This is a genomic window from Aeromonas piscicola (assembly GCF_000820005.1).
Taxonomy (GTDB): domain Bacteria; phylum Pseudomonadota; class Gammaproteobacteria; order Enterobacterales; family Aeromonadaceae; genus Aeromonas; species Aeromonas piscicola.
Map to the genome: position 1 here is coordinate 1 of NZ_CDBL01000007.1, position 25,216 is coordinate 25,216.

Annotated in this window: 19 protein-coding genes and 1 pseudogene; 10 read left to right on the forward strand and 10 right to left on the reverse strand. The window is 59.5% G+C overall.

The genetic code is table 11. The annotated features are described in order from the left end of the window. From olsF to BN1128_RS24240, 3 genes are all read right to left on the reverse strand, one after another. On the reverse strand, window positions 1-1,419 hold a 1,419-nt coding region (olsF, locus tag BN1128_RS00975), incomplete at its 3' end, for a bifunctional ornithine lipid synthase OlsF (protein WP_042865721.1). Window positions 1,420-1,653: 234 nt separating this feature from the next. Next, window positions 1,654-2,877, reverse strand: a complete 1,224-nt coding sequence (gene pepT, locus BN1128_RS00980) for a peptidase T (protein ID WP_042865722.1) — start codon at window positions 2,875-2,877, stop codon at window positions 1,654-1,656. A 595-nt stretch (window positions 2,878-3,472) separates the two neighbouring features. After that, a complete protein-coding gene (locus tag BN1128_RS24240; RefSeq protein ID WP_156140053.1) occupies window positions 3,473-3,811 on the reverse strand; it encodes a hypothetical protein in 339 nt (112 codons plus the stop codon). A 144-nt stretch (window positions 3,812-3,955) separates the two neighbouring features. Here BN1128_RS24240 and speA point away from each other — a divergent pair, with 144 nt between their 5' ends. Together speA and BN1128_RS00990 are read left to right on the forward strand one after the other, a co-directional pair. After that, window positions 3,956-5,857: a biosynthetic arginine decarboxylase gene (gene speA / locus BN1128_RS00985; protein ID WP_042865723.1), complete on the forward strand. Its 1,902-nt coding sequence runs from the start codon at window positions 3,956-3,958 to the stop codon at window positions 5,855-5,857. A gap of 290 nt (window positions 5,858-6,147) precedes the next feature. Next, window positions 6,148-6,336 carry a hypothetical protein gene (locus BN1128_RS00990; RefSeq protein ID WP_042865725.1) on the forward strand — a complete coding sequence of 63 codons (189 nt, stop codon included), beginning with the start codon at window positions 6,148-6,150 and terminating at the stop codon, window positions 6,334-6,336. A gap of 62 nt (window positions 6,337-6,398) precedes the next feature. Here the strand turns inward: BN1128_RS00990 and BN1128_RS00995 are convergent, their stop codons facing one another. The 3 genes from BN1128_RS00995 to BN1128_RS01005 form a co-directional block, all read right to left on the reverse strand. Then, the gene (locus BN1128_RS00995; RefSeq protein WP_042865726.1) at window positions 6,399-6,689 is read right to left on the reverse strand and encodes a hypothetical protein; all 291 of its coding nucleotides are present in this window, start codon (window positions 6,687-6,689) and stop codon (window positions 6,399-6,401) included. A 264-nt stretch (window positions 6,690-6,953) separates the two neighbouring features. Next, window positions 6,954-8,960 carry a methyl-accepting chemotaxis protein gene (locus BN1128_RS01000; RefSeq protein ID WP_042865727.1) on the reverse strand — a complete coding sequence of 669 codons (2,007 nt, stop codon included), beginning with the start codon at window positions 8,958-8,960 and terminating at the stop codon, window positions 6,954-6,956. Window positions 8,961-9,171: 211 nt separating this feature from the next. Further along, entirely contained in the window at window positions 9,172-10,467 is a 1,296-nt protein-coding gene (locus tag BN1128_RS01005) for an SLC5/6 family protein (RefSeq protein WP_042865728.1), read from the reverse strand. Between the two features lie 248 nt (window positions 10,468-10,715). Here BN1128_RS01005 and BN1128_RS01010 point away from each other — a divergent pair, with 248 nt between their 5' ends. The 4 genes from BN1128_RS01010 to BN1128_RS01025 all read left to right on the forward strand — a co-directional run bounded on the left by BN1128_RS01010 (window position 10,716) and on the right by BN1128_RS01025 (window position 13,849). Continuing rightward, entirely contained in the window at window positions 10,716-11,099 is a 384-nt protein-coding gene (locus tag BN1128_RS01010; protein ID WP_042865729.1) for a RidA family protein, read from the forward strand. A gap of 22 nt (window positions 11,100-11,121) precedes the next feature. Continuing rightward, window positions 11,122-12,411 carry an L-cysteine desulfidase family protein gene (locus BN1128_RS01015; RefSeq protein ID WP_042865730.1) on the forward strand — a complete coding sequence of 430 codons (1,290 nt, stop codon included), beginning with the start codon at window positions 11,122-11,124 and terminating at the stop codon, window positions 12,409-12,411. 55 nt (window positions 12,412-12,466) lie between these two features. Next, complete coding sequence (locus BN1128_RS01020) at window positions 12,467-13,120, forward strand: helix-turn-helix transcriptional regulator (RefSeq protein WP_042865897.1); 654 nt, start codon at window positions 12,467-12,469, stop codon at window positions 13,118-13,120. 141 nt (window positions 13,121-13,261) lie between these two features. Then, window positions 13,262-13,849, forward strand: coding sequence for a histidine phosphatase family protein (locus BN1128_RS01025; protein ID WP_042865731.1), 588 nt, complete (start codon window positions 13,262-13,264; stop codon window positions 13,847-13,849). Window positions 13,850-13,898: 49 nt separating this feature from the next. Here the strand turns inward: BN1128_RS01025 and BN1128_RS01030 are convergent, their stop codons facing one another. After that, window positions 13,899-17,042 (reverse strand): DEAD/DEAH box helicase, encoded by a 3,144-nt coding sequence (locus tag BN1128_RS01030; RefSeq protein WP_042865898.1) that lies wholly within the window; start codon window positions 17,040-17,042, stop codon window positions 13,899-13,901. A 154-nt stretch (window positions 17,043-17,196) separates the two neighbouring features. On the opposite strand from BN1128_RS01030, the pseudogene BN1128_RS01035 reads away from it, so the two are divergent. Further along, window positions 17,197-17,491 (forward strand): annotated as a pseudogene (locus tag BN1128_RS01035) (hypothetical protein); the annotation flags it as partial. A gap of 144 nt (window positions 17,492-17,635) precedes the next feature. After that, window positions 17,636-18,004 carry a VOC family protein gene (locus tag BN1128_RS01040; protein WP_042865900.1) on the forward strand — a complete coding sequence of 123 codons (369 nt, stop codon included), beginning with the start codon at window positions 17,636-17,638 and terminating at the stop codon, window positions 18,002-18,004. A 143-nt stretch (window positions 18,005-18,147) separates the two neighbouring features. On the opposite strand, the gene BN1128_RS01045 is transcribed toward BN1128_RS01040, so the two are convergent. Next, window positions 18,148-19,737, reverse strand: a complete 1,590-nt coding sequence (locus tag BN1128_RS01045) for an alpha/beta fold hydrolase (RefSeq protein WP_042865732.1) — start codon at window positions 19,735-19,737, stop codon at window positions 18,148-18,150. 202 nt (window positions 19,738-19,939) lie between these two features. Next, window positions 19,940-21,286 carry an NADP-specific glutamate dehydrogenase gene (gene gdhA, locus BN1128_RS01050; protein ID WP_042865733.1) on the reverse strand — a complete coding sequence of 449 codons (1,347 nt, stop codon included), beginning with the start codon at window positions 21,284-21,286 and terminating at the stop codon, window positions 19,940-19,942. Between the two features lie 557 nt (window positions 21,287-21,843). Here gdhA and BN1128_RS26415 point away from each other — a divergent pair. Then, window positions 21,844-21,966, forward strand: coding sequence for a hypothetical protein (locus BN1128_RS26415; RefSeq protein ID WP_257981443.1), 123 nt, complete (start codon window positions 21,844-21,846; stop codon window positions 21,964-21,966). Beyond that, window positions 21,956-22,990 (forward strand): 23S rRNA pseudouridine(2604) synthase RluF, encoded by a 1,035-nt coding sequence (gene rluF, locus BN1128_RS01055; RefSeq protein ID WP_042865734.1) that lies wholly within the window; start codon window positions 21,956-21,958, stop codon window positions 22,988-22,990. Before BN1128_RS26415 ends, rluF begins: the two co-directional genes overlap by 11 nt. A gap of 87 nt (window positions 22,991-23,077) precedes the next feature. Here the strand turns inward: rluF and BN1128_RS01060 are convergent, their stop codons facing one another. Then, window positions 23,078-24,958 (reverse strand): exotoxin A binding domain-containing protein, encoded by a 1,881-nt coding sequence (locus BN1128_RS01060; RefSeq protein WP_082030310.1) that lies wholly within the window; start codon window positions 24,956-24,958, stop codon window positions 23,078-23,080. Between the last annotated feature and the right edge of the window lie 258 nt (window positions 24,959-25,216).

Sequence of the window (25,216 nt, forward strand, 5' to 3'; positions counted from 1 at the left end):
GGCCAGCGCCAGTGCGGGGGCAAAGTGCTGGCGATAGAAGCTCACCAGCAGATCCTTGGCCGCCGGGGGCAGGCCGCCGGACAGCGACACCGGGCCGAACAGATAGCGGTAGTGGGGATAGCGGGCCAGGTAGGCACCTATGCCGAACCAGAGGTAATCCAGCCCCCGCTTGCCCCAGTAGGCAGGCTGGATGAAGCTGCGACCCAGCTCGATGGCTAGCTCCAGCTGGGGCAGCAGCTTCTCCTCGAAACCGAACAGGGTATGGCTGTAGAGGCCAGCCAGTCCCTTGCTCGCTATCAGCTCGGCCACGGGGGCGAAGCGGTAGGCACCTATGATCTCGAGCCGTGCCGGATCCCACAGGATCAGGTGGTGGTAGTCATCGTCGAAGGCGTCGAGATCCCGCCGCTTGCCAGAACCTTCCCCCACGGCGCGAAAGGCGATCTCCCGCAGCCGTCCCAGCTCGCGCAGGATCACCGAGTGGCTCAACTCATGGCGCCGGTAGAGATAGATCCCCTGACCGTCCGGGGTCTGGCCGAGGGCCTCGCAGGCCTCGATGGCCTGTTTGAGCTGACGGCGCTCCTCCGGCAGAGCGATGGGCGCCTCGGTCGCGAGTTTGCCCCGTTTTCCCTTGCCGATCCGGTAGAGATGACTGCGCACCAGTTGCGCCGCCGTCTTGGCGGGGAGTCCGGCCAGGCTGGCCGGCGGAATGCGCGCCCCTATGGTGACCGCAATGCACCCGCCCTGCTGGCGAAACAGCTGCTTGACCAGCAAGAGGCCCGCCCAGGTGTTGTTGAGCCAGGCGGCGAGATAGAAGCCCAGACCGTTGTGCCCGCCCAGGTGAATGGGCACCAGCGGGGTGCGGGTACGCTGTGCCAGTTTGATGAAGCCTCCCTGCCAGGGGCCATCCTTCACCCCCTTGGGGCCGAGGCGCGACACTTCGCCGGCGGGGAAGATAATCAGAGCTCCCTCCTTGGCCAGATGCTCACTCATCGCCAGTATGGCGCGCCTCTCCGTCTTGCCCCCCAGGTTGTCCACCGGCAGCAGCAAGGGACGCAGCGGCGTCAGCTGGGCCAGCAACTGGTTGGCCACTATTTTGACGTCCGGCCGGATGCGACCGAGCAGGCGCAGCAGGGCCAGCCCGTCCAGCGAGCCTATGGGGTGATTGGCGACGATAATGACCCGGCCCGAGGTTGGTATGTGCTCCAGCTGTGTCTCGCTCACCCGGTAGTCAAAATCGAGCTGTTGCAGCGCCTGTTCGACAAAGTCGAGTCCGCGCAGATGGGGGTAGCGGCCGGCAAAGTGCTGGAAGGCCTCTTCGTGCAGCAGCCAGCGCAGGCCCTTGCCGAGCAGGGTGCGCAGCGGCGTCTTGTCCGAGAGGTGGGGCAGGTGTCGTAGCAGCAGGGTATCGACGCTGAACATGGGCAAAGCTCCGGTGAACCTTTGCCCCAGCATGTGCGGTTTCTGTTCCCGCCGTGTGGCAGCGGTATGACGGTTTGATGGCAGGGGCAGGGAATGGCCGTGTTCTGTTCCCTTCCTTGATGTCAGCGGGATGATTGCATGCCAGGATGTCAGCGGGATGATTGCATGCCAGCAAAGGGGGGAGCCAGCTAGCCGGCTCCCCCCTTTGTGGTCATGGTCGAGATGGCTACCCGCTTAACCGCGCCAGGCAGAGGTCAGCCGCACCAGCTCCACCAGGGTGGCGACCGCTTTCTCCATGGATTGCAGCGGGATGAACTCGTGCTTGCCGTGGAAGTTGTGGCCACCGGTAAAGAGGTTGGGGCAGGGCAGGCCCATGAAGGAGAGGCGGGCGCCATCCGTGCCACCGCGGATCGGTTTGATCTTGGGCACCACGTCGGCGGCCAGCATGGCGGCCCTGGCCAGCTCGACTATGTGCATGTGCGGCTCTATCTGGCTGCGCATGTTGCGATAGCTGTCGGTCAGGGTGAGCTCGATGCGTGCCTTGGGGGCATCCAGTTGCAAAGAGGCGACCCGCTCCTTGAGCTGGGCCTTGCGGGCGGCGAAGGCGTCATCATCAAAGTCGCGGATGATGTAGTGCAGGGTGCTCTCCTCCACTGTGCCGCTCATCTGGGCCAGGTGGAAGAAGCCCTCGTAGCCGTCAGTCGCCTCCGGGGTCTGCTCGGGGGGCATGGCGGCATGGAAGCGGGCGGCCAGGGTCTGGCTGTTGATCATGCTGCCCTTGGCGGTGCCTGGGTGCACGTTGTTGCCGACAAACCGCACGGTGGCGCTGGCGGCGTTGAAGTTTTCATACTCCAGCTCGCCCAGTTCACCGCCATCGACGGTATAAGCCCATTTGGCAGGGAATCTGTCCAGGGGGAACAGATCGGCGCCGCGGCCTATCTCCTCGTCCTGGGTGAGGCCTACCCAGACGTCGCCACGGGGGATCTCGGGGTGGGCCTGCAGGTGGGCGATGGCGCTGAGGATCTCGGCGATGCCCGCCTTGTCGTCGGCGCCCAGCAGCGTGGTGCCATCCGTGGTGATGAGATCCTGGCCCAGGTAGTTTTTCAGGCAGCGATACTGGCGAATGGCCAGCACCTCGTCCCCCTTGCCCAGACAGATGTCCCCTCCCTGATAGTTCTCGATGATCTGGGGCACCACCTGCTCGGCCTCGTAGTCGGCGGTATCCATGTGGGCGATAAGGCCGATGGCGGGGGCATCCGGCTGGTTGCCCGGCAGGCAGGCGGTGAGGTAGCCGTGCTCGTCCAGGATGACCTGGGTCAGCCCCATCTGCTGCATCTCACCTTGCAGGGCGCGGGCGAAGATCAGCTGCCCCTCGCTGCTGGGACAGACGGAATTGGTCGCATCGGAGCGGGTATGAAAAGTCACGTAACGCAGAAAACGCTCAAGCAGGGTATCCATTGGCAAGCCTCAAACCTGTGGTGAAGGGCCATTGTGGCCAATCTTGCCGGGGCGCTTATTGCGTCAGCGCAGTTTTTGTCACATTTTTTGGCGAAGATGTGGCGTTAAGGGTGTAAGGTAGAGCATGCGGTGGCTACTGATATTCTACGCAGAATAAAATAACGCAGAATAGGCATTTTTAAGCGTGTTGTTATGATGCCCTATCAGGTGTGCGGCGTTGTGCCACAAGGGTTCTGCCCGAGGGGGCCAATCCCGCGCTATTTTCAGGGGAAAAAATGGCCTGCGGACGAGCCTCTGCATCCCAGAGCCAGCCTCGTCGGCAGCAAGATTTGATCGCCTTATTAAAAGCAGTTTTTGAACACTATTTTTTATTGTCACCGCTGGCGGTAAGTGTGTAAACTCCGCGCCGATCCAAGGGTAACCCTGAAGCAGGCAGAGGCCGCCAGAAACCTGAAAGATCATACGCCTATAGGGCGAGGCACGCAGAAACGACAGACACTGCTGGGGTATGGTTTCTTTAATACCGGTTAGGCTCCGGTATCAGGGAGAACAACGGACACTCATTATCCATCTGACCGAGTGAGCCAATGGCTCATCATCTTCCCTTGTCATGGGCGGTCACTGGTGTTGGGTTGGGCTGTGGTCGTGGTCGTCTATCAACACGCTTGCGTGCTGGCGCCTTCGCTTTCTTCTTTGAAACCTCCCCTGTCATCGTGATGCGGCCGAATGATGAACTGACGGCGTGGCTGATGTCGTCTGTCATCAAAGTACCGCGGCGCTGTTTGCACAGCACCGCATACCGTTGAGCTTGATGTAAAGCCACCAGCCCCACATCAAGACTCGTTACTTCCCAAAATCCACCAGGCAGCCACAGGCTTGCCGCGATGTGCAAAGAGATGGTCTGGATGTGACAGAGAGTCACGGTCGAGGTCAAGCGGCCCTGCGCCGCAGGCTCAGACAGATGACTTTCCAGACTCCAGCAGGCAGTTTTGGCTCGCCATGCTTTGCACTAGATGGTCTGGATGTGATTGAGGGTAACGAAGGCGGCCACCGGCCGCTCATTTGCGAGGCATAGCCCATGACTAACTGGTCCAGCAAGGACTCCTTGAAGGTCTACAACGTTCCCTACTGGGGTGCGGGTTTTTTCAATATCAATGACGCCGGTCATGTGACCGTCGCCCCCGACAAGTCACGCCCTGACGCACACATCGTCATCTCTGATGCCATCGAACAGTTGCGTCAGTCCGGGCTGACCACCCCCGTGTTGCTGCGCTTCCCCGAGATCCTCAAGAGTCGGGTCGATGCGCTGTTCAACGCCTTTGGTCAGGCCATCGAGAAGTCAGGCTATGAAGGGGACTACCTGTGCGTTTACCCGATCAAGGTAAACCAGCAGCGTCGTGTCATCGAGACCATCAGCCAGTCCTACAGCGACAAGCCCCGGCTTGGCCTGGAAGCTGGTTCCAAACCGGAACTGCTGGCCGTGCTGTCCCATCACCATGAGCAAGGCTCGGTGATCGTCTGCAACGGTTACAAAGACCGCGAATATATCCGCCACGCCCTGTTGGGCAACCTGATGGGCCACAAGGTCTATATCGTGGTGGAAAAACCCTCCGAGCTGGAAATGGTGCTGGACGAGTCAGCTCGCCTCAACATCAAGCCCAACATAGGGGTGCGTGCCAAGCTTGCCTCCACCGGTTCCGGCATGTGGGAATCGAGCGGCGGATCCATGTCCAAATTCGGCCTCTCAGCCTCCCAGATCCTGGCGCTGGTCGAGCGTCTGCGCAGCGTCGGCAAGCTGGATTGCCTGCAACTTCTGCACTTCCATCTGGGCTCCCAGATCGCCAACATCCGTGACATTCAGGGCGGTATTCGCGAGTGCGGCCGCTTCTATTCCGAGTTGCGTCGTCTGGGTGTGCCCATCGACGTGGTCGACGTCGGCGGCGGTTTGGGTGTGGATTATGAGGGCACCCGTTCTCAGAGCCACTGTTCCGCCAACTACAGCCTCTCCGAGTACGCCAACAACGTGGTGTGGGGCATCGGCGATGTGTGCCGCGAGTTTAATCTGCCGCACCCGACCATCATCAGCGAGTCTGGCCGTGCCCTGACCGCTCACCACGCCGTGCTGGTCACCAATCTGATTGGTGCCGAAGGGGTGGAGATGAGCGACATCAGCGCGCCGGACGAAGATGCCCCCACCATTTTGCAGAACATGTGGAAAGGCTGGCTGGATCTGCGCAGCGAAGATCCCTCCCTGCTGGAGATCTTCCACGACTCGGTGGCGGATCTGGGCGACGTGAACACCCAGTACACCATGGGTCTGCTCAACCTGGAGCAACGCGCCTGGGCCGAGATGCTGCACCAGAACACCTGTCTGGCGCTCAAGGAGCTGCTCAACCCGGTCAACCGCAACCACCGTGCGCTGGCTGACGAGCTCTCCGAGAAACTGGCCGACAAGTGCTTTGCCAACTTCTCCCTGTTCCAGTCCCTGCCGGATGCCTGGGGTATCGGCCAGGTGTTCCCCGTGATGCCGCTGACCGGGCTCGATCGTCCGCTCAGCCGTCGCGGCATCCTGATGGACATCACCTGCGACTCGGACGGTCAGGTGGAGCACTACGTCGACGGTCTGGGTGTCGAGAGCACGCTGCCGATGCCGGAGTACGCCGAGAACGAAGTGTGCCACGTCGGCTTCTTCCTGGTCGGTGCCTATCAGGAGATCCTGGGGGATCTGCACAACCTGTTCGGTGACACCCACTGCGCGGAAGTGTGGCTCGATGACGAAGGCAAGATGGACATTCGCAACGTGGTGCGCGGCGATACCGTCGATCAGCTGCTGCGTTACGTCAACATAGACCCCTCCGTCATTCGCGAGAACTATCAGCGCATCGTCTCCCACCCGGCGCTGGACGACGCAACCCGCAAGGCCCTGCTCGACGAGCTGGAGCTGGGTCTGCAAGGCTACGCCTATCTGGAAGACGAATAAGCCTCTGGCTTGTTCGCCCCGTCGGTGGAAACAAAAAGACGGGAATGAAAAAACGGCGCCTTCGGGCGCCGTTTTTGTTGATGGCCTTGCCATCCTCGTGCGGCGCGCGCAGAGGCGGGGCTGCCATCGTCATTTGAGTAGTGGATGTTTTCAGGGCGTGGCTTGAGGCCCGGATCCGGCAGATATCGGCCTTAGTCCGCCTCTTCTCTTGATCTGCATCAAGCCTGCCGCAGGCGGGTTATTTTACGGTCAGGAGTGATGTTGGTGGTATGTAACAAAAGGATGTGAATATGGAACTTGAAAGGGACCCGAGATGCTATACCGACGTCTGTATCGACGGTAAGTGGTATCACTATGACCACTGCAGCACGCAAGTTTACATGCTGATGGGGGGCGCGGCACCGAGACTGGAGCTGGCCTATGAGCCCAGCAGCGAGGAGGAGCTGATCGCCATGCTCCAGCAACTGGCCCGCTTCTGAGCCGGGCTGTCTGATGGCCATCGGGCAATGCGCCGCGATGGCCACCTTCTGTTTCTTTCCCGTCAGCCGTTCGTCTTGCGGCCAAACAGTTTCTTGCCCATCTCCATCAGGGCGCTCGCCGCGGCGTAGCTGCTGTCTGACTTGCCAACCTCATCGGCCACGTAGAGGAAGTTGGATCTGTACTTCTCCACCGCCTCTTCCCGGCTGTGCGCATCGATAAAATCCTCTTCCACCTCGAATCCCTGCGCCAGCAGCGCCTCTCTCTCAATCAGAAAGGTGGGGGAGGCCATGTCGACAAAGGTGTACTGCTGCCGGTTGGATGCCGGGACGGTAAAAAACTGGTATCTGGCCATTGGTAAATCCTTGCCTGAACGGGTGATAAATGATGCGACCTTCTGCTTGCCGAACGGTTCTTATGGCCATCTCATCAAGGCACGAAAAAGTAACGTTCGAGTCTTTTTTGTCGTTCGAGCTTATCCGGTCCCACTGGGGGACACAACGGGCACATACGCCCTTTTTACCAGACAATGTCATGGCGCTGCATGGGCAGCACCGCAAAAAAACCAGCCTCATCAGGAGGCTGGCGGCAGGGGCATCGAACGAGCCATTAACCGGCGTCAGAGCGCGAAGCTCTGCACCATGGTGCGCATCTGCTCGGTGAGCCGGTGGATCTGGCGGGCGGCATCGCGGGCGGCGTTGGCCACCTGCAGCGCCTCGTCGCTGCCATCCGAGATGCGCACCACGTTGCGCTCTATCTCGTTGACCACTGCCCCCTGCTGCTCGATGGCGCTGGCGATGACGGAGTTGGTATCGACCATGCGATCCACCTTCTCGGTGATGGCGCCAAAGGCCTGTTTCGCCTCCCGGGCCAGACCGACCCCTTCCTGCGCCTCATGGCTGGCCGATGACATGGCGCTGACCGAGGCGCGGGCGCCGGACTGCAGCTGCTCTATCATCTGCTGGATCTCGACGGTCGCCCCCTGGGTGCGGTTGGCAAGGGAGCGCACCTCGTCGGCCACCACCGCAAAGCCGCGTCCCTGCTCGCCGGCGCGCGCTGCCTCGATGGCGGCGTTGAGGGCCAGCAGGTTGGTCTGCTCGGCGATGCCGCGGATCACGCTGATGACGCCACCGATCTGGCTGCACCTTTGTTCCAGCTGGCCGATGGCGTCGGCGGTACGCAGCACCTCGCGGTTGATGTGGTCGATGGCCGCTATGGTGCGCTCGACCACGGCCTCGCCCTGGCCGACCACGGTTTGCGCCTCCTGGGTCATGCGGGCGGCCTGCAGGGCGTTGCCCGCCATGTCGTGGGAGGTGGCGGCCAGCTCCTTGATGGCGGTGGCGACCTGGTGGGTCTCCCCTTGCTGATCGGAAATCACCTCCTGGGAGCGGCAGGTACGCGCCTCTATGTCGGTGGCGCTCTCCACCACGGTGACGCCATTGTCCCGCACCCGCAGCATCAGGGTGCGCAGCGTCGCCAGCGTCACGTTGTAATCGCGACTGATGTCAGCCAACTCATCCTGGCCGACGATCTCGATCTGCTGGCTGAGATCCTGGGCATTGACCCGGGCAGCTATCTCCCGCACCCGGCCCACGGTGCCGCGCAGGGAGAGGTAGGCGCCGATCATCAGATAGAGATAGAGCAGCAGTATGGCGGTCAGCGGCGCCGTCACCCACCAGAAGTGGCGCTGGTTGGCGGCCAGCCGCTGATGCAGATCCGCCTCCAGCCGCTTGCGCACCTGGCCAGCCAGTGCCGTGATGGCGGTGTCCATGCCATCCCCTAGCGCCAGCACCTCTTTGGTCGAGAGCTGTACCAGCTGATCCTTCATCATCTTGTTTTCCAGGGTATTGACTCCCTGGCGCACCTGCTGCAACAGGGCGTCGGTCTGCTGGCCCAGCTCGGTGCGGTAGACGGGAGCTATCTGGTAGAGCAGGGTCAGGTCGGCCTCCAGCTCCTGCAGAGTGGCGCTGATGAGATCGAGGCGAAAGCGCAGGCCGCTGTAGCCTTCGGCCTGAAACAGGCCAAAGTCGGCTATGGTGGCGGCCCTGTCCCGCACCTGAGCCAGCAGATCGCGCAATTGGGGCAGCCGCTCGCTGGCCAGGATCACCATGTAGTAGGTGCCGAGCGCCGGATCCTGGATCAGGCTGCTGGCGGCCGTGGTGCTCTTGTAGAGGTGGCGCACCTCGGTCAGCAGCTTGTCGTGGCGCAGGTTGCTCTGCTCTACCTCCAGGGTGAGCGCCTCGTGCTGCAGGCTTGACCAGCCTTGCGCCAGGGCGTCGAAGGCGGGGTTGCTCTGTTTGGTGTCGACGAAGGCGGCAAGGCTCGCCTCCACCGCCCGGGCCGCCGCCTTGACCTCCTCCTCGGTGGCCGGGGCCTGCTCATAGGCGTGGCGGGTGACCAGATTGCGATGGGTCAGCAGCGCCTGCTCGATGGCAGGGACCGGGGCCAGCTTGACCACGCCCGCCAGCTCCTTGCGGGCCAGATTGTTGTCATCCTGCAATCGCCCCAGCAGGTTGGTCATGCTGTAGGCCAGCGGCAACAGCATCAGGCAGGACCAGAGCAGGAATTTGTATTTGAAGGAGAGCTGATTGCCCAGCCGGATGGCCGGGGTGAAAATCCATTTCATGTGAAGCCTCGATACCCGAAGTGGCGGGTGTGCACCGCGATGGCAGGATATTACCCCTAGCCGGCGAGGTCCGGTGAGACTGGGGTGCAAGTTGTGATCCCCTTGGCTTTTTCGGGGCAGGGTGGGGCTGTATGAGTCAGACAAACGGGCCACCCAGAGGGTGGCCCGTTATTGGTTGAACAGAAGGCCACGCGGCCCGGTTGGCAGCGGGTCAGTTGAACGCCAGGAAGGGCGAGACGCAGAGCAGCAGGCCGGTGACGATGATGATGTAGAGGGAGGCGCCCTTGTACTTGTGCAGCGCCGGCACCTGATAGACCAGATAGGCCGGGATCAGGCAACCCACCATGCCGAAGATGGGACTGCAGATGGAGGTGAAACTCAGCACGGGGGCGTTGAGCACGATGGCCCCCCAGGAGAGCAGCACGGTGAACAGCATGATGCCGCGACCCACCAGCCCCTTGTTGATGCGATCTTCCGGCATCATCCGGCGCAGCAGGTTCATCGCCAGCCCCTGGCAGGCTTCACGAAAGCCCAGGTAGACGCCGAAGTAGGCGGTCATCACGGCGAAGATGTTGAGGGTCAGGCTCAAGAGCTTGAGGGTCTGGCCCGGCATGCCTTGTGCCACCATGGCCAGCGCCGAGATGTTCTCTTCGGAGGCCTTGACCGCCTGCTCGTGGCCCATGGCCAGGGTGAAGGAGACGGCGTAGAAGAAGACCACCACGAACAGGATGCCGAAGGCGATGTTCATGGCGCGCATCGCCTTGAAGCGGGCCACTTCCAGCGACTTCTCTCGCGAGCGGTAGGAGATCACCATGGGGCTCAGGCTCTGGATGAAGAGGATGGAGGTGAGGGTGAAGGGCAGCATGATGATGGCGTCTTTCATCCAGTCGCCGGCCGCCGGCATGGCGGTGATGTTGGCCGCGTCCCACTTGTCGACCATCATGAGGCCGAGCACGGCCACCACGCTGATTTTGGTCAGCACCATGAAGGTGGAGATCTTGAACAGCAGGTTCTCGCCGCGCGACGCCAGCGCCACCAGGCCGCAGATCAGCACCAGGCCGTAGAAGGGGTTCTCGGAGAGCAGTTGCTGGGTTACCCCGAAGCTTTGCAGGAAGGAGGCGCTGTCATTGGTGATGGCGGTGGAGTAGACGAACACCCAGATCACCAGCATCACGAAGTAGAGAGCGCCGAGCAGCATGCCCCAGTTCTTGCCAAGGTAGCCGGTGATGACGCTGGGGTAATCCTTGCATTCGGGCGAGGTGGCCAGGGTATTGATGAAGAGGCGCTGGAACATGTACATGGCCGGGTAGCCGATCACCGCCGACAGCAGGAAGACCCACAAGCCCATCAGCCCCACCTGCACCGGCAAAAAGACGATCCCCGCGCCTATGGCCATGCCGATGCTCATGATGATCCAGCCCCAGTCGGTGCTGTCAAAACGAACTGCTTCTTTCCATTCCAGCGTGCCCATGGCGGGCCGGGTGAGTGTCGTGCTGTGAGCGTCCATGGTTGACCTTGTTGTTATGTGAGTGATTGTTGGCGCAAATATAGTTGAATAAAAAACCCTAAACAATGGCAGGTTTCTCTCATCGGCTCAAATCGGAATGGCGCTCACAGTTTGTGTTAATGCGGCGTTATCGCGCTAATCTGGTTTTAAATGTATAAAATAGTTGAACGAATGGCTTTAAAAGCAAATAATGTTGCATGAAACAAATTGCAAAAATGCAATATTATTTGAATAAAAGTGGAGGCCATATGAAAACCATCATCACATCAGCCGCAGCACCCGATGCCATCGGTCCCTACAGCCATGGCACCGCCTATGGCGACCTCATCTTTACCTCTGGCCAGTTGCCGGTGTGCAAGCAGCAGGGCGGCGTGGTGGAGGGGGGGATCGCAGCCCAGACCCGCCAATCGCTGGAAAACCTGAGATCCGTGCTGGAAGCGGCCGGTGGCAGCCTGGATACCGTGCTCAAGACCACCTGTTATCTGGCGGAGATCAGCGATTTTGCCCAGTTCAATGCCGTCTACAAAGATTATTTCCAGAAAGATTGCCCGGCTCGCAGCTGCTTTGCAGTGAAGGATCTGCCGATGGGCGTCAAGGTTGAAATCGAAGCGATCGCCCACATCGCCCGTTAATGCTGATAAAAAGGTCCCCGCAATGAAGCAAGCATGGCAGCAGTATCTGCAGATTATTCAACAGGTTGTCAAACCGGCGCTGGGCTGTACCGAGCCCATCGCCGCCGCTTATGCCGCCGCCGTCGCCGCTCGGCAGCTGGGCTGTGAAGTCCGGCGTATCGACGTGTTGGTATCGGATAATCTCTACAAGAACTCCATGGGGGTCTATGTGCCCGGCACCGGCAAGATAGGGCTGGCCATCGCCGCGGCAGCCGGCGCCATCGGCGGCAAGGCCGATGCCGGACTGGAGGTGCTGGCCGCCATCACCCCGGCGCAGGTTGCCCGTGCCCAGACCCTGATCGATGCCGGTGGCGTCCAGGTCAGCCGCACCGAGGCGCCCGAGTTTATCTACTGCCGCGTGAGTGTGTTCGGCGCTGATGAGAAGGGGGAGGAGCACAGCGCCGACGTGACCCTGTGCGGCGGCCATACCCGCATCGTCGAGCAGCGCCGCGACGGCGAGGTGACCTTCGCCGCCGATCAGAGCCAGCTCGGGGCCACAGGCGCCATCTGTGACGGCGTCGACATCAGCATCGCCGCCATCCATGAGTTCGCTACCCAGGTGGAATTTGAGCAGATCCGCTTCATCCTCCAGGCCTCCGAGCTCAACGGCAAGCTCTCCGACGAAGGGATGAATCACCCCTATGGCCTGGAGATAGGTCGCACCATGCAAAAGAGCATCAGCGCCGGCTTCATCGGTGAGGACGTGATGAATCGCATAGTGATGCGCACCGCCGCCGCCTCCGACGCCCGCATGGGGGGCGCCAGCCTGCCGGCCATGAGCAACTTTGGCAGCGGCAACCAGGGCATAGCCGCCACCATCCCCGTGGTGGTGATCGCCGAGCGTTACGGCGCCAGCGAGGAGCAGCTGGCGCGGGCCCTCATCATGAGCCACCTGGGGGCCATCTACATCAAGTCTCACTATCCGCCCTTGTCGGCGTTCTGTGGCAACACGGTCACCAGCGCGGCGGCCGCCATGGCCATGGTCTATCTGGCGGGCGGCAGCCTGGCGCAATCTTGTCACGCCATCCAGAACGTGCTGAGCGATAGCGCCGGCATGGTATGTGACGGGGCGAAAGCCTCCTGCGCCATGAAGGTGAGCACCTCCTCCGGCGCGGCCGTGCGCGGCTTCCTGATGGCCATCAACAGCCATTCGGTGTCGGGGCAGGGGATCGTCTCGCACGATGTCGAGCAAACTATCAAAAATATCGGGCAGATGGTAAAAGACGGCATGTCTGCCACAGACACCACCATTATCGACATCATGTCTGCTTGATCACGCGACCTGGCTGCTGCCGGTGACGGGCAGCAGCACTACCATGAAGGCCCCCATGAAACTGCAAGAGTTGACCCCGACTGACTTCGAGATCCTCAAGGCGATGGAGATCATAGTGGACGGCATCGCCGCCATGTATGGCCAGCACACAGAGGTGCTGCTGCACAGTCTGGATGTGCGCAATCCGGCCATCATCAAGATTGCCAACGGCCATATCACGGGCCGCAGTGTCGGGGCCCCCATCACCAACCTGGCGATGATGAAGCTCAAGAGCGGGCAGGATATCTCCAGCCCCTACATGACCAAGTGCGCCACCGGCAAGACGTTGCGCTCCCTCACCACCGTCATTCGCAATGGCGAGGGACAGGCCATAGGGCTGCTCTGCATCAACACCGACATGGATGCTCCGCTGCAATCCGTGCTGCGCACCATGATGCCCGAGTGCATGCAGCACCATGAAGCGAGCGGCACGCCGGAAGTGTTCGCCCGCAACATAGACGAGGCCCTCAACAGCACCATAGACACAGTCAGTGCCGAGGTGCGTGGCAACGATGCCGTGCCGCCGTCCCAGAAGACCCGGGTCATCGTCAACCAGCTGCATGATCTGGGGATCTTCGAGCTCAAAGACAGTGCCCAGATAGCCGCCCGCCAGCTCGATATCTCGGTGCACTCCATCTACCGCTATCTGCGGGAAATCAAGAAAGGCTGAGCCCGCCCAGCCTGAACGTCGTGGCAGGAACCGGGTCAGCCCTGACCCGTTTGCCTGCCCCTTGCTGCCAGCTGAGTCTCCATCGCCCCGCTCATCTGTTATCATCTGCCCTTTCGTCTATCTCAACTTGCTGGAGAAATCATGCCTCGCACCCTCTATCTGCTGCGCCACGGCCAAACCCGCTACAACGCCGAGCTGAGGCTGCAGGGGCGCTGCAACTCGGACTTGACCGCCAAGGGGGAGGCGCAAGCCGCCGCCATGGGCGCTCGCTTGCGTGACCTGCTGGATGACGCCGCACGCTGGACACTCTATGCCAGCCCGCTCGGTCGTGCCCGGCAGACGGCGTACGTGGTGTGTCAGCAGTTGGGGCTCGATGGCGAGGGCATCGTCTGGGACGAGCGGCTGGTGGAGCTGGACATGGGGAAGTGGGAGAGCCATCGGGTGTCCGAGCTGCTGGCGGCCCACCCCGAGCTCGACCTCGAGCAGCCCGACTGGTATCTGCAGGCCCCTGGCGGTGAAGATTTTCAAGGCATACAGCGCCGGGCCCAGGCGTGGCTGCAGGATGAGCGCATTGCCGAGCGTGCCATCGTGGTCTCCCACGGCCTGTTCGGCGCCATGCTGCGCGGTGTCTATGCCGATCTGGACTACACCACCACCTGGTCACAAGAGCTGCCGCAGGATGCTTTCTTCAAACTCAGCGGCGGCCGCATCGAGCGGGTCCCCTGCTGACCCCGACCAAAACGGCTCGCCATTGGCGAGCCGTTTTTTTTAACAGGAGTTAGCCAACCGCCAACTTTGCTGCTTCTTTCCACATGAAGGGGGGCATCGGAGTAGTCAACCGCCATTTGATGTTCATCGGTTGGCTGCCGCTATAGGAGATGTACTCCACCTCACCAAAGTTCACAAAGCCAAGGGTACGGCCAAATTCATCTTTGCTCTGCTCACGGACGAACAAAAACAAACGCTTACCTTCTGCTCTGTGCTGAATGTAACTCAGACCCTTGCCCCGCTCAGGACGAGCGCTGTTTTGGCTCTGCCAATGGAACAGTGACTCGTTAATGGCGTAGTCGTGATAACGGGTGGTGGGGGAGAAGTGCTGCTCCGTTTTATTCAAAGTTACGAACAGCAACTCGATATTTTGCTCTGCAATGACATACACCCCCTCGCGAGCCGTGGGTTGTTGCGCGAAGGTGGTTGCGCCAAAGCCAACCAGCACCTGCTCTCTGGCATAGCGAGCATGCAGTTGCAGCGGATTGCCGGGAAGGTCTGGCATAGCTAGTTGTTCGTGTTGCACCCGGTTGATCAGCATGGGCAACAGATCTGCCAGCTCGGCCCTTAACTCTGGTTGATTGAGTTGTTTCAGGCTGTGCGCCAAGGAGTTAAAGCCTGCGTTGGGGCCGCTCTGTTGCCAGAAGTCGTAGTGGCACATCAACGCCATCCGTTCATCGTGCTCGGCCGTTAAGGTAAAGGCGTTTTCCACCAAGGTTTGTAAGAAGTTCAAGTAATGAAGCGCATCGCAGCCCAATAGCCGGGTTTTGATGGCCCGTGTGTAGAGGGTAGATAACTTCTCATCGCTCATTTCAGAAACGGTATGGTTGCGGGCCTGTTTGACCAAGGAGCTCCAATTGCCGCGCTTGTAGATCTCCTCAAGGCTGATGTGAGGGTAAAACTTCAAAAAGTTCGCCAGCGTCAGCGGTAAATCACAGTCCTGTGAGAAACGGCGGATCAGGCCCATGAGTCGCGAGGTATTGAGGGTCGCCTTTTTGATATTGCTCAGAATTAACTCTTGGGTCTGTTTTGAAAGCTCGATGCGACAGCCCAAGGGAGCATGAGGGAAGCCCTGTTTGATTTCGTGGCTGATCGCCTTATTGGTTTTACCCACCAGTGCCTGGAATTTCTGGGCAAAGTCATACTCAGCGCGAGCATTGCCAACAAAATCCAACACGGTACAGCACTCTTTATCGCTCGCCAGCCGCAGGCCCCGCCCTAATTGTTGCAAGAAGATGGTGAGGCTTTCCGTCGGTCGTAAAAACAGCAAGGTATCGACTTCTGGGATATCGACCCCTTCGTTGAAGATATCCACCACGCAGAGAATACTGATAACGCCGGTACGCAAATCTTGTTGTTTGCTATGCCGCTCGTCTCGGTTATCGCTGGTGAGGATGTCAGCCTTGATGCCCTTCAATAAAAATGCCTTGCACATAAAATCAGCATGTTCACGGCTCACACAAAATGCCAACGCTTTGATCTTGGTAATATCGGTGACGATCTCATAGAGGCTCTGGACTATTTTCTGTACCCGCTGCTGATTGTGGGTGTAGATATTGGTGAGTTCACTAATGTCATAGCGGCCATTTTTCCACGCGACTTGGCGTAAGTCCGTATCATCATCGATGCCAAAATATTGGAATGGACAGAGATGGCGACGATTGATGGCCTCTGGCAAGCGGATTTCTGCTGCGATGACACCACAAAAGTCAGCGAGAATATCACCGCCATCATGGCGCTCTGGCGTTGCGGTCAATCCCAATAGAATGTGAGGATCAAAGGCGGCGAGCAGACCACGATAACTGGCCGCCGCAATATGATGAACCTCATCAATGACGATGTAATCGAAATAGTCTGGGCTAAGACGCAACGTAGCCAGTTGGTTATTCAAGGATTGTACTGAGGCAAACAGTTGATGGTAGTGGGTTGGCACGGCGCCACCGACCAAGAGTTCACCAAAATTGGATTGCTTTAGTACGCCGCGGTAAGAGGCCAAGGCTTGGCGCAAGATCTCCTCTTTATGGGCGACAAACAGAAACTTGGCGTTGGGTTTGGTTTTCAGAAAACGAGCAAAATCAAAGGCGGAGATGAGGGTTTTTCCCGTGCCGGTGGCCGCAACCACCAAGTTACGAAAGCGCTGGTGCAAGGAGCGCTCCATGGCCAATTGCTCAAGGATCTCCTGTTGATGGGGAAACGGCGTGATATCAAAGAAATAGGCAGGACTATTTTTGTCGCCATCACCACGAGCCTCTTGCAGCGCATGCTGTAATTTTGTACGGCTTTCGAGCTTGCCATCAAACAGCTCAAAATCATCGGACTCCCAATAGGTTTCAAAGGTACTCAGGGATTTCTCGATAATATGAGGGATCTCTTGCGAGGTGATTTTTAGGTTCCACTCCAAGCCATTGGTGAGGGCAGAATGAGAGAGGTTGGATGAACCTATATAGCCGGTATGAAAGCCGGTATTTCGACAAAAGAGATAGCTCTTTGCATGCAACCGTTCGCGCTGGGTGTTATAGCTGAGTTTGACTTCGGTATTGGGCAGGCTGGCTAAAAATTCGACCGCTTTGGCATCGGTTGCCCCCATATAAGAGGTTGTAATTACTTTTAATTGGCGGCCGCTGCGGGTGAACTCCTCCAGCTCATGACGGAAAATACGGATACCTGCCCATTTGATAAATGAGACCAGCCAGCAGATGCTATCTGCCGATAATATTTCTCGTTTAATCTCTGACTCCATCGACAAACCCGCATTGCTGCCGCAGAACAGTTCACTTTGCGTTAGACCTGTCAGAGGAAAAATATCTTCGGCATATTGCTTTAAATTGGCGGAGATGGGGTTATCCAACTGGTAGAGCGCCGTCAGGATTTTCCCCTGACTATCGATGAGGTTCTCGCCAATAAAGTCTGGGTCTTGCGTGCGATCTTTTAGCCAAAGCAATAACTGGTTGGCCAGTTCAATTTGCCGTTGCAGCTGATCCTCTCCAGTGACCGAACCCACCGCATATTCCAAAACACGACTCAGAAATCTGGATAACCAGACAGCTGCTTCGGCAGGTTCAAGCTGGCGTTCCCCTACGTAAAAGTGCTCGCGGTCGAGTCGAGATGTCAGCAGTTGAGTAATGAGTTGTTCATAAATACCGCATTGTTGCATCGCACACTGGCCTTGAACGTTGTACATGAGGGTGGCGAGAAGAGTATCATTTTTTCCAACCAAATCAGTAAGCTGTTGTCGCCTGTTACTCGTTTGAAAATCGCTCCGGTTTTCCGTGATACAGCTCGGCAGTGGCAACCACAGGGAGGTGGTGATGGATCCGGTTTCTTATCTTTTTTCGGCCTATCTCAATCTGGTGCAGCAGCAGGTATCGGATATTTATGGCACCGAGCCCAAGTCGCTGGTGGTGGAGTATGAGGGGGATCAGATCCCCTTTGTCTTCCAGTTCTGGCAGCTTCAGCCGAAAAGCGTCTGCCGCAGCTACGAGCAGGATGCGCGACGCTTTAGCCAGTGCACCGTCAAGGCGGCTGCCCTGTTTGGCAGGCTGTGTGACGAGTAATTGGCAGCAACCTCAGTATCGCGCTATGTACTGTGCGGCGGATTTATCTGACAACATACTCACTTGGCCTGTCTGTGCGTGCCACGACACACATCTGCTCCTCCTTGCCGGGTTGCCCACGGTTGTGGAAAGCGTCGGGCATTCATGGGCATATGCCGGTCACATCAGCCACATCCACAACCAGGAGATAACCATGATCAGCCACATCGACCATCTGGTATTGACGGTGAGCGACATAGAGCGGGCCGTCGCGTTTTACAGTTCGGTGCTCAATATGGAGGCCATCACCTTTGGTGCGGGGCGCCGGGCGCTGCGTTTTGGCAACCAGAAGATCAATCTGCAATTGCCGGGGCAGGAGCCGCGCAACCGGGCGCAGGTGGGGGCGGGGGATCTTTGCCTCATCACCCGTTGGCCGCTGACACAGGTCATCGCCCAGCTTGCCAGCCACGGGGTGGCGATAGTCGAAGGGCCCGTCACCAAGAGCGGCGCCTGCGGGCCCATCGAGTCGGTCTACTGTCTGGATCCGGATCAGAACCTAGTCGAGATCAGCCGCTATCCCTGATGGCGTGGCCTGAAATCTTCCGGGGAAATGATGAGGGCCCTGCCATGGCTTGGACCCGTCAGACCCTATCGTAATCAGCCGCCTCTGGAGGAGTGATGACGCCCCTCGGCTGACGACTCGCGCTTTACTGCCTGCCGACCGCCCTAAAAGGGCGAGTCCGGCGTATCCGCTTCATCCAAAAACGCGTCTATGTCGGCCCGATAGTCGGCATCGCTGCGATCGTTGCCGACCTGTGCCGGCTGCCCCATGGCCGCCGACGGGGGCTGGGTTGGCGCCACCAGCGTCTCCATCACCCGCGCCTGCAGATAGGGATAGAAGGGGTTGGAAGAGGTGCGGGTGAGGGATCCGGGATTGACGATCAGCACCCCGCGCTCCCCGCGCAGAGCCAGGCCGCCCAGGTTGATGCCGTACTGGTTGATCTGCTCGGGGCGGGGCGCCATGCCATAGAGGGGATCGTCCATGGGGAAGGGCAGGGCCACGTGGGAGAGGGAGTAGATCTCCTTGGGATAGTCGATGCCAAGGGGCAGGATCTGCTGTGGCCCGCCGCCCGCGGCCAGGGTGCTGGCCTGGGTCTGTGGACGAGATGTCGCCTCGTTGCCCACCACCGTCAGCCGATAGGGCTGGGGCTGGCTCGGCAGCAGGTGACTCAGGGCCAGCTCGGAGGCGCTGTTCATCAGAGGGCCGAAGACAGAGCCGCGATTGATGTCGAACAGCACCAGCTCACTGCCGTTGGCCGGCAGGAAGTGGTAGAGATCGGCGATGATGGAGCGGGTGCTGACCGTGTAGTCCATCACCGACTGGAAGGTGAGGGCCGGGGGGAATACCGCCAGCTCGCCACTGGCCGCCAGCTGGCGCACCTGCTGCTGGATGGCGTGGGTCAGCCGGTAGGATTGGCGTGCCCCGTTAACCGGGAAGGAGTTGTATTTGAACGGATTGAACTCCGGCATGATGCCGAGCCAGGCCGCGTTGGCAAAGGCGGGCAGCAGGGCGGGCACCGCCTTCAGGCCGGCGAAGCGGGCAAAGCGGGTCACCCCTATCATGGGGGAGATGAGCACCAGCCGATCCGGCCTCGCCAATGTGCCCGTCTTGTCTTCCAGCGCATCCAGCGCGTATTTCACCGCCAGCGCGCCGCCGTTGGAAAAGCCCACCAGATGCAGCGGCAACTTGCCCGGGGCCAGCACTCTGGCCTCGCGCACCGCCAGTCGGGTAGCCGCCAGCCAGGTTTCCCACTCCATCTTGACCAGCCCGGCGGGCACTGTGCCGTGGCCGGGAATACGCAGGCCCAGGGCGATGAAGCCCTGCTCGCGATAGCGCTGGGCCAGGTGACGAAGGCTGTAGGGGGAGTCGGTCAGGCCGTGCAGGAACACGGCCACCCCCTTCACCTCGCCATCCGGGCGCAGCAGGTAGGATCGGTTCCAGTTATCGCGAAAATGGGCGGGATTGATGGGGGCATCCTGAAAGTAACGATTGCCCGCCAGCTGTTGCTCCGGCGGCGTCTTGGCAACCACCTCCCGCTCCACCAGACTGAACAACTGCTGCTCGCGGGTCAGATAGGCTTGCCAGTCACTGCTATCGAGCTCCTCGGCACTGAGTTCGGGTGGTACAAAGGTATGCCACAGTTGCAGCGGTGCCGCCTGCCAGGCGAGGTAGGCGATCACCCCCCAGCCGAGCAGCAGCGCCAGCAACAGGGTCAGCAGAGAGCGGCGAAGGAGGCGACGGGTACGAGCCAGCATGAAACTGTCCTTGGCGATTGAAGAGGGGGCCGGCCCCGGTAGGGCTGCCGGGATGAGCGCTGCGATTTGAATGCCGAAATATGGCCTAAAGCCTAATAGAAACAAGGTGATAAGTACAGGTTGAGGAAGGGGGGGAGACTATGAAAAACGCGGCAGCCCCTGGGCTGCCGCGTGGTGTGTTGAGCCTGGTCGCAGAATCTTGCTAGCAGACCCCCTGCGCCAGCATGGCATCGGCCACCTTGACGAAGCCGGCGATGTTGGCGCCGCTCTCGTAGTTCACATGGCCCTGCTCCTCTTCACCGTAACGCACACAGGTAGCGTGGATGCTGGTCATGATCTCCTTGAGGCGGGCATCCACCTCCTCCCGTGTCCAGGAGAGGCGCTGGGCATTTTGGCTCATCTCCAGCCCAGAAGTGGCGACGCCCCCTGCATTGGCCGCCTTGCCTGGGGCAAACAGCACCCGGGCCTCGTGGAATACCTTGATGGCGGCGGCGCAGCTCGGCATGTTGGCGCCCTCGGCCACCAGCTGTACGCCGTTGGCCACCAGTTGTCTGGCGTCCTCTTCCCCTAATTCGTTCTGGGTGGCGCAGGGCAGGGCAATCTGGGTGGGCAGGTGCCAGGGCGTGCGGCCACTGAAAAACTCCAGCCCCAGTTCGTGGGCATAATCAGCAACCCGCTTGCGCTGCTCGTTCTTGAGCGCCATCAGCCTGGCCAGCTTGTCGGGGGTGAAGCCATCCGGATCATGGACTGTGCCACCCGAGTCGGAGGCAGTGATCACCTTGGCACCCAGCGCCATCGCCTTCTCGATGGCGTATTGGGCCACGTTGCCCGAGCCCGATACCGACACCGTCATGCCCGCCAGCGACTGATCGCGATGGGCCAGCATGGCCTGGGCGAAATAGAGCAGGCCGTAGCCGGTGGCCTCGGGGCGAATGAGGCTGCCCCCAAACGAGAGCCCCTTGCCGGTGAAGACGCACTCGGCGCTGTTGGTGAGCTTCTTCATCATGCCTGCCATATAGCTCACCTCGCGCCCGCCCACCCCGATATCGCCGGCGGGCACATCGGTGTTGGCCCCCAGATGACGGTAGAGCTCCAGCATCAGCGCCTGACAGAAGCGCATCACCTCCCCCTCGCTCTTGCCCTTGGGATCAAAATCGCTGCCGCCCTTGCCGCCGCCCATGGGCAGGGTAGTGAGGGCGTTCTTGAAGGTCTGCTCGAAGGCGAGGAATTTGAGCACAGAGAGATCCACAGAGGGATGAAAACGCATGCCCCCCTTGAAGGGGCCGATAGCCGAGCTGTGCTGGATGCGATAGCCGCGATTGACCTGCACCCGGCCCTGGTCATCGACCCAGCTTATCCGAAACTGGATCAGTCGCTCCGGCTCCACCAGCCGCTCCAGCAGGCCGTGCTGCAAGTAGCGGGGGTGACGTTCCACATAGGGCCAGATGGAGGCGACCACCTCGCTCACCGCCTGAATAAACTCCGGTTGATGGGGGTTGCGGCTGGCCACCTGGGCCAGAAAATCCGCCTGGGATAGGGAATGACTCATCTGTAACTCCTGTAGTGAATGATGAAATTGGCCTCTTGCCAGAGAAAAGCGCATGCCGTGCATCCAAATTTATGATTTGTATTGGGGATGAATGCGGACAAAAATTCTATTTTGTACCGAGTTTGCCAACGATTGTTGGCTTAACCGCCGAAAACGACAGAATGCCGACAGGACCATGGCAAGATAATTTGCGCAGATTTGAATCTTTTTATGCGTTTTTATTTAATAAATAGCAAGGTGCTTCTTTATTGGATGTGGCGTGATGGCAAGCGGGTTGCATATTGTGTGAATGTTCCATGCCCGTGACGAGCGCCGTTTTTCTGTCCGGCCTGCGACCGTATTTTGTGTTTTTTTCTCAGCCCTCTGGATCCTGACCCCATCGTCTGGTCTGCGTTATCAGGAAATGGGCTTGTGATATGAGGTGGTGAGAGTGGGATCCAGGCACACAGGACCGGAGTGGGTGACAAGTATCCGGCGTGCTGGACGGGGCAATATGCTACTGTATCGGCGTTTTTTGATGGTTAAGCTGGCCTTGGCCTTTTTGAAGATGGAATGGTATGCAGAACTTTGACGTAGTGAACCGGCTGATGCAGCAGACAGCCTCCCCGGCGATGCCGGCACCGGCAACCGTGCAACTGGATGGGGCTATCAGCCTGTGGCAGGTGACCCATGCTGGCTAATGAATCCATGCGCCTGAACAAGTACATCAGCGAGAGCGGCATCTGCTCGCGCCGCGAGGCCGACCGCTTCATCGAGCAGGGCCAGGTCTTTATCAACGGCAAGCGGGCCGGGATCGGCGATCAGGTGTTTGCCGGGGATCTGGTCAAGGTCAATGGTCAGGTGATCGAGGCGCGGGAAGCCGACAGCCTGGTCTTTATCGTGCTCAACAAGCCGGTGGGCATAGTCTCCACCACGGAGGCGGGCGAGAAAGACAATATCGTCGATTTCGTCAACCACAGTACCCGCGTCTTCCCCATAGGGCGGCTCGACAAGGACTCCCAGGGGCTCATCTTCCTGACCAACCACGGCGATCTGGTCAACAAGATACTGCGGGCGGGCAACGATCACGAGAAAGAGTACCTGGTGACCGTCGACAAGCCGGTGACCGACGAGTTTGTGCGCGGGATGGCGGCTGGTGTGCCTATCCTCGGCGCCGTCACCAAGAAGTGCAAGGTGAAGAAAGAAGCGCCCTTCGTGTTTCGCATCACCCTGGTGCAGGGGCTGAATCGCCAGATCCGCCGTATGTGTGAGCACTTCGGTTTTGAAGTGACCAAGCTCGAGCGCATTCGCATCATGAACGTCAGCCTCAAGGGGTTGCCGGTGGGCGAGTGGCGCGATCTGACCGACGATGAGCTTATCGAGCTGTTCAAGCTGATTGAGGACTCCTCCTCCGAAGTGAAACCGGCCAAAGGCGACAAGCCGAAGGTGGCCAAAGCTGCAGTTGCCCAAACCGGCAAAGCGGCGCAAGGCAAGAAGCCGCGCCGGGATGATGACCACGAGATTGGCGGTCGCCCCAATGTGCCGGGCCCGGAGGCCTTCGAGAAGAAGAGCCCGGTGGGCAAGGGGGCTGTTGGCAAAGGTGGCGCAGGAAAAGCCGCCGCAGGCAAAGGCAGTGCTGGTAAAGGGGCGCCCAACAAGGGCGGCAAGCCGGCTGCAGCCAAACCGCGCGCCGGTCAGTCCGGCCGCCAGAAGAAGGGGCGCTGAGGCGCAACCCTGAGCTGCGTCAGCCTCCCCTTGTTATCCCCAAAAACACCGGCCTCAGGCCGGTGTTTTTGTATCTGCATACAGGGATTACAGCTCGTCGCGGGGTGTGGTGACGTAATCAGGCAGTGTGCTGATTGCGCGTTCTTCCTGTGACACAGTGGCAGGATCAAGGTTTCCACCCACGTTGCGCGGATCCGTCGGTATGGTGGAGGGGATCACCACCGCCTGCTCCGCCAGGCGCCACCCCAATATGGTTTCGAGGCGTCCACCTTCTTCTTCCGGCCCTGTGATGGCGTTCAGTTGCAGCGGCAAGGGGTGCCCAATCAGGCGACTGACCTCATCAACGGCATCAGGAGACGCCAGTGTCAATGGAGTGGCATAGAGACGGGGCAGGGCGGTACGGGGAACATAGACCCGTAACAGGACGCCATTGCGGATCCGTCCCCGCGCATCTGCGTCCTGATCCTGGGCGTAGCCATAGGCGAGGGCAGGATCCCCAGCGACATAGAAGCCTTGCCAGGGGGCTATCGAGGCTTGATCGCGCTCGTGAACACCTTCAAACACTATGCTGTGGGCCGCTTCGATAAAGGTGCCGTGATAGCCGACAAAGGCATAGCCACTGTCAATCAACTGTTGATGGGCCTGGCTCAGACGCGCCATCGACCAATGTTGAGTGCCGGCTGTTGTAAAGCGGACGCTCTCTCCCTCACCCAGGAAGCTGGCACCATTCGGATAATCTCGCTCTTGCAGGGCATTGGCACTGTCGGCTGGTGCAATGCAATTGAGGTCTGCGGCCGGGCAGGTGAGATTGACCACATCGGCGCTTGCTGCTTGCTCCGGGGTATTGTCAGCACCCTGTCGGGTAAAGGCATCACTCTGGGCGGCGGCCATGCTCAAGGCCAGTCGAGCTTGGGCCGGGTTTTCACGAATGGCTTGTGCCAGCTGCCCTTGGGGTGTTGAACCCTCCTCGGGAGTGGTGCGGCTCAGCGCCTGGGCAATCACGGAATCAATCTGGGACCATGGCAAGCGTGTCAGAAGATAGAGGGTGATCAGATTGTGGACCGGGTAGCCACATTGGCTCAGTTCTTCCCAGCCTCTGGGTTGACGACTACGCGCCAACGTTTCGAGCGGAATGGCACACACCTGATGGGTGGTCAGGGCAGCCAGGCTGTCCGCCTTGGCAAAATGGAGGCGATGGCTGATGGCGGTAGGAACAATATGGGTGTCGTGAGAGGCGGGCGCACCGGCCAATACCCGATAAACCTTGCCTTCCCAGGTATCACCCAGATTACAGCTGCGCTGAGATAGATAGTTGTAAACGGCATCCAGCGGGTCCAGCAGGCACAGCACCTTGCCGGTATGCCACTCGCTCCAGCGCTTTTGGCGACTGTGATGGGTCGGCGCGGCCACGAAGCCGACTCCCGCAGCGCTGAGGGTGAGCGTCCGATTGATCTCGTTGTTTTCAACATGTTTGACATAGAGTGTCGAGTTTTTTGCCATGTTGCGCAGCAGAGCGTCACTGACTTCGATGCTGTAGATGGGGGAGATGTGGCTGATGTCGGAACCTGCATCCAGCTCATGGAAGAAGACCTTGATGCTGGCGGGCGCTTCATCCCCGACGGGCACCAGCCAGTGTAGAGACCAGTTGCCTTTCCCTTGTCTGTGGTAGCTGTAACTGCGTGGTTCCTTGCCTGCGGTGGCGCTGGTTAGCGTGATGTTCGAGCCATTGCTGCGCAGGGTCAGGGCATTGTCGATGGCGAGCTTGAGGCTGTTGCTCCCTTCACCCAGCACCATGGAGTAGTGCAATACGCCCTGTTCTGCTTGTTCATCAAGCAAGGTGGAGAGATCGAGTTGGCTGGATCTGACACCTTGACCAAGGTCCAGGTTGCAGCGGGTTGCACACTCCTGCCACAGATTGAATGACTCTTCAGCCATGGCCGGTGAGATGACACCGCCTAACATGGCCAAGCCACTGAGTAGAGAAGCCCATTTTGCATTTTTCCGCATGTTTTTACCTTCTGGTGATATCAGGGCCACTGGTATGTGGCGTTGTCTTCCTTGATAAATACGACATCATCCCTGCCAGACGAAATGAGAGTTATGCTCGCCTGAGCCTCTCACCATAACGGACCATAAGGCCGGGGCAACCCTCCATATGGAGTCACTTAATGTGTTTAAAATCAATGTGATATGAAATCATCTATTGATGATTCACACAGCTGGCAG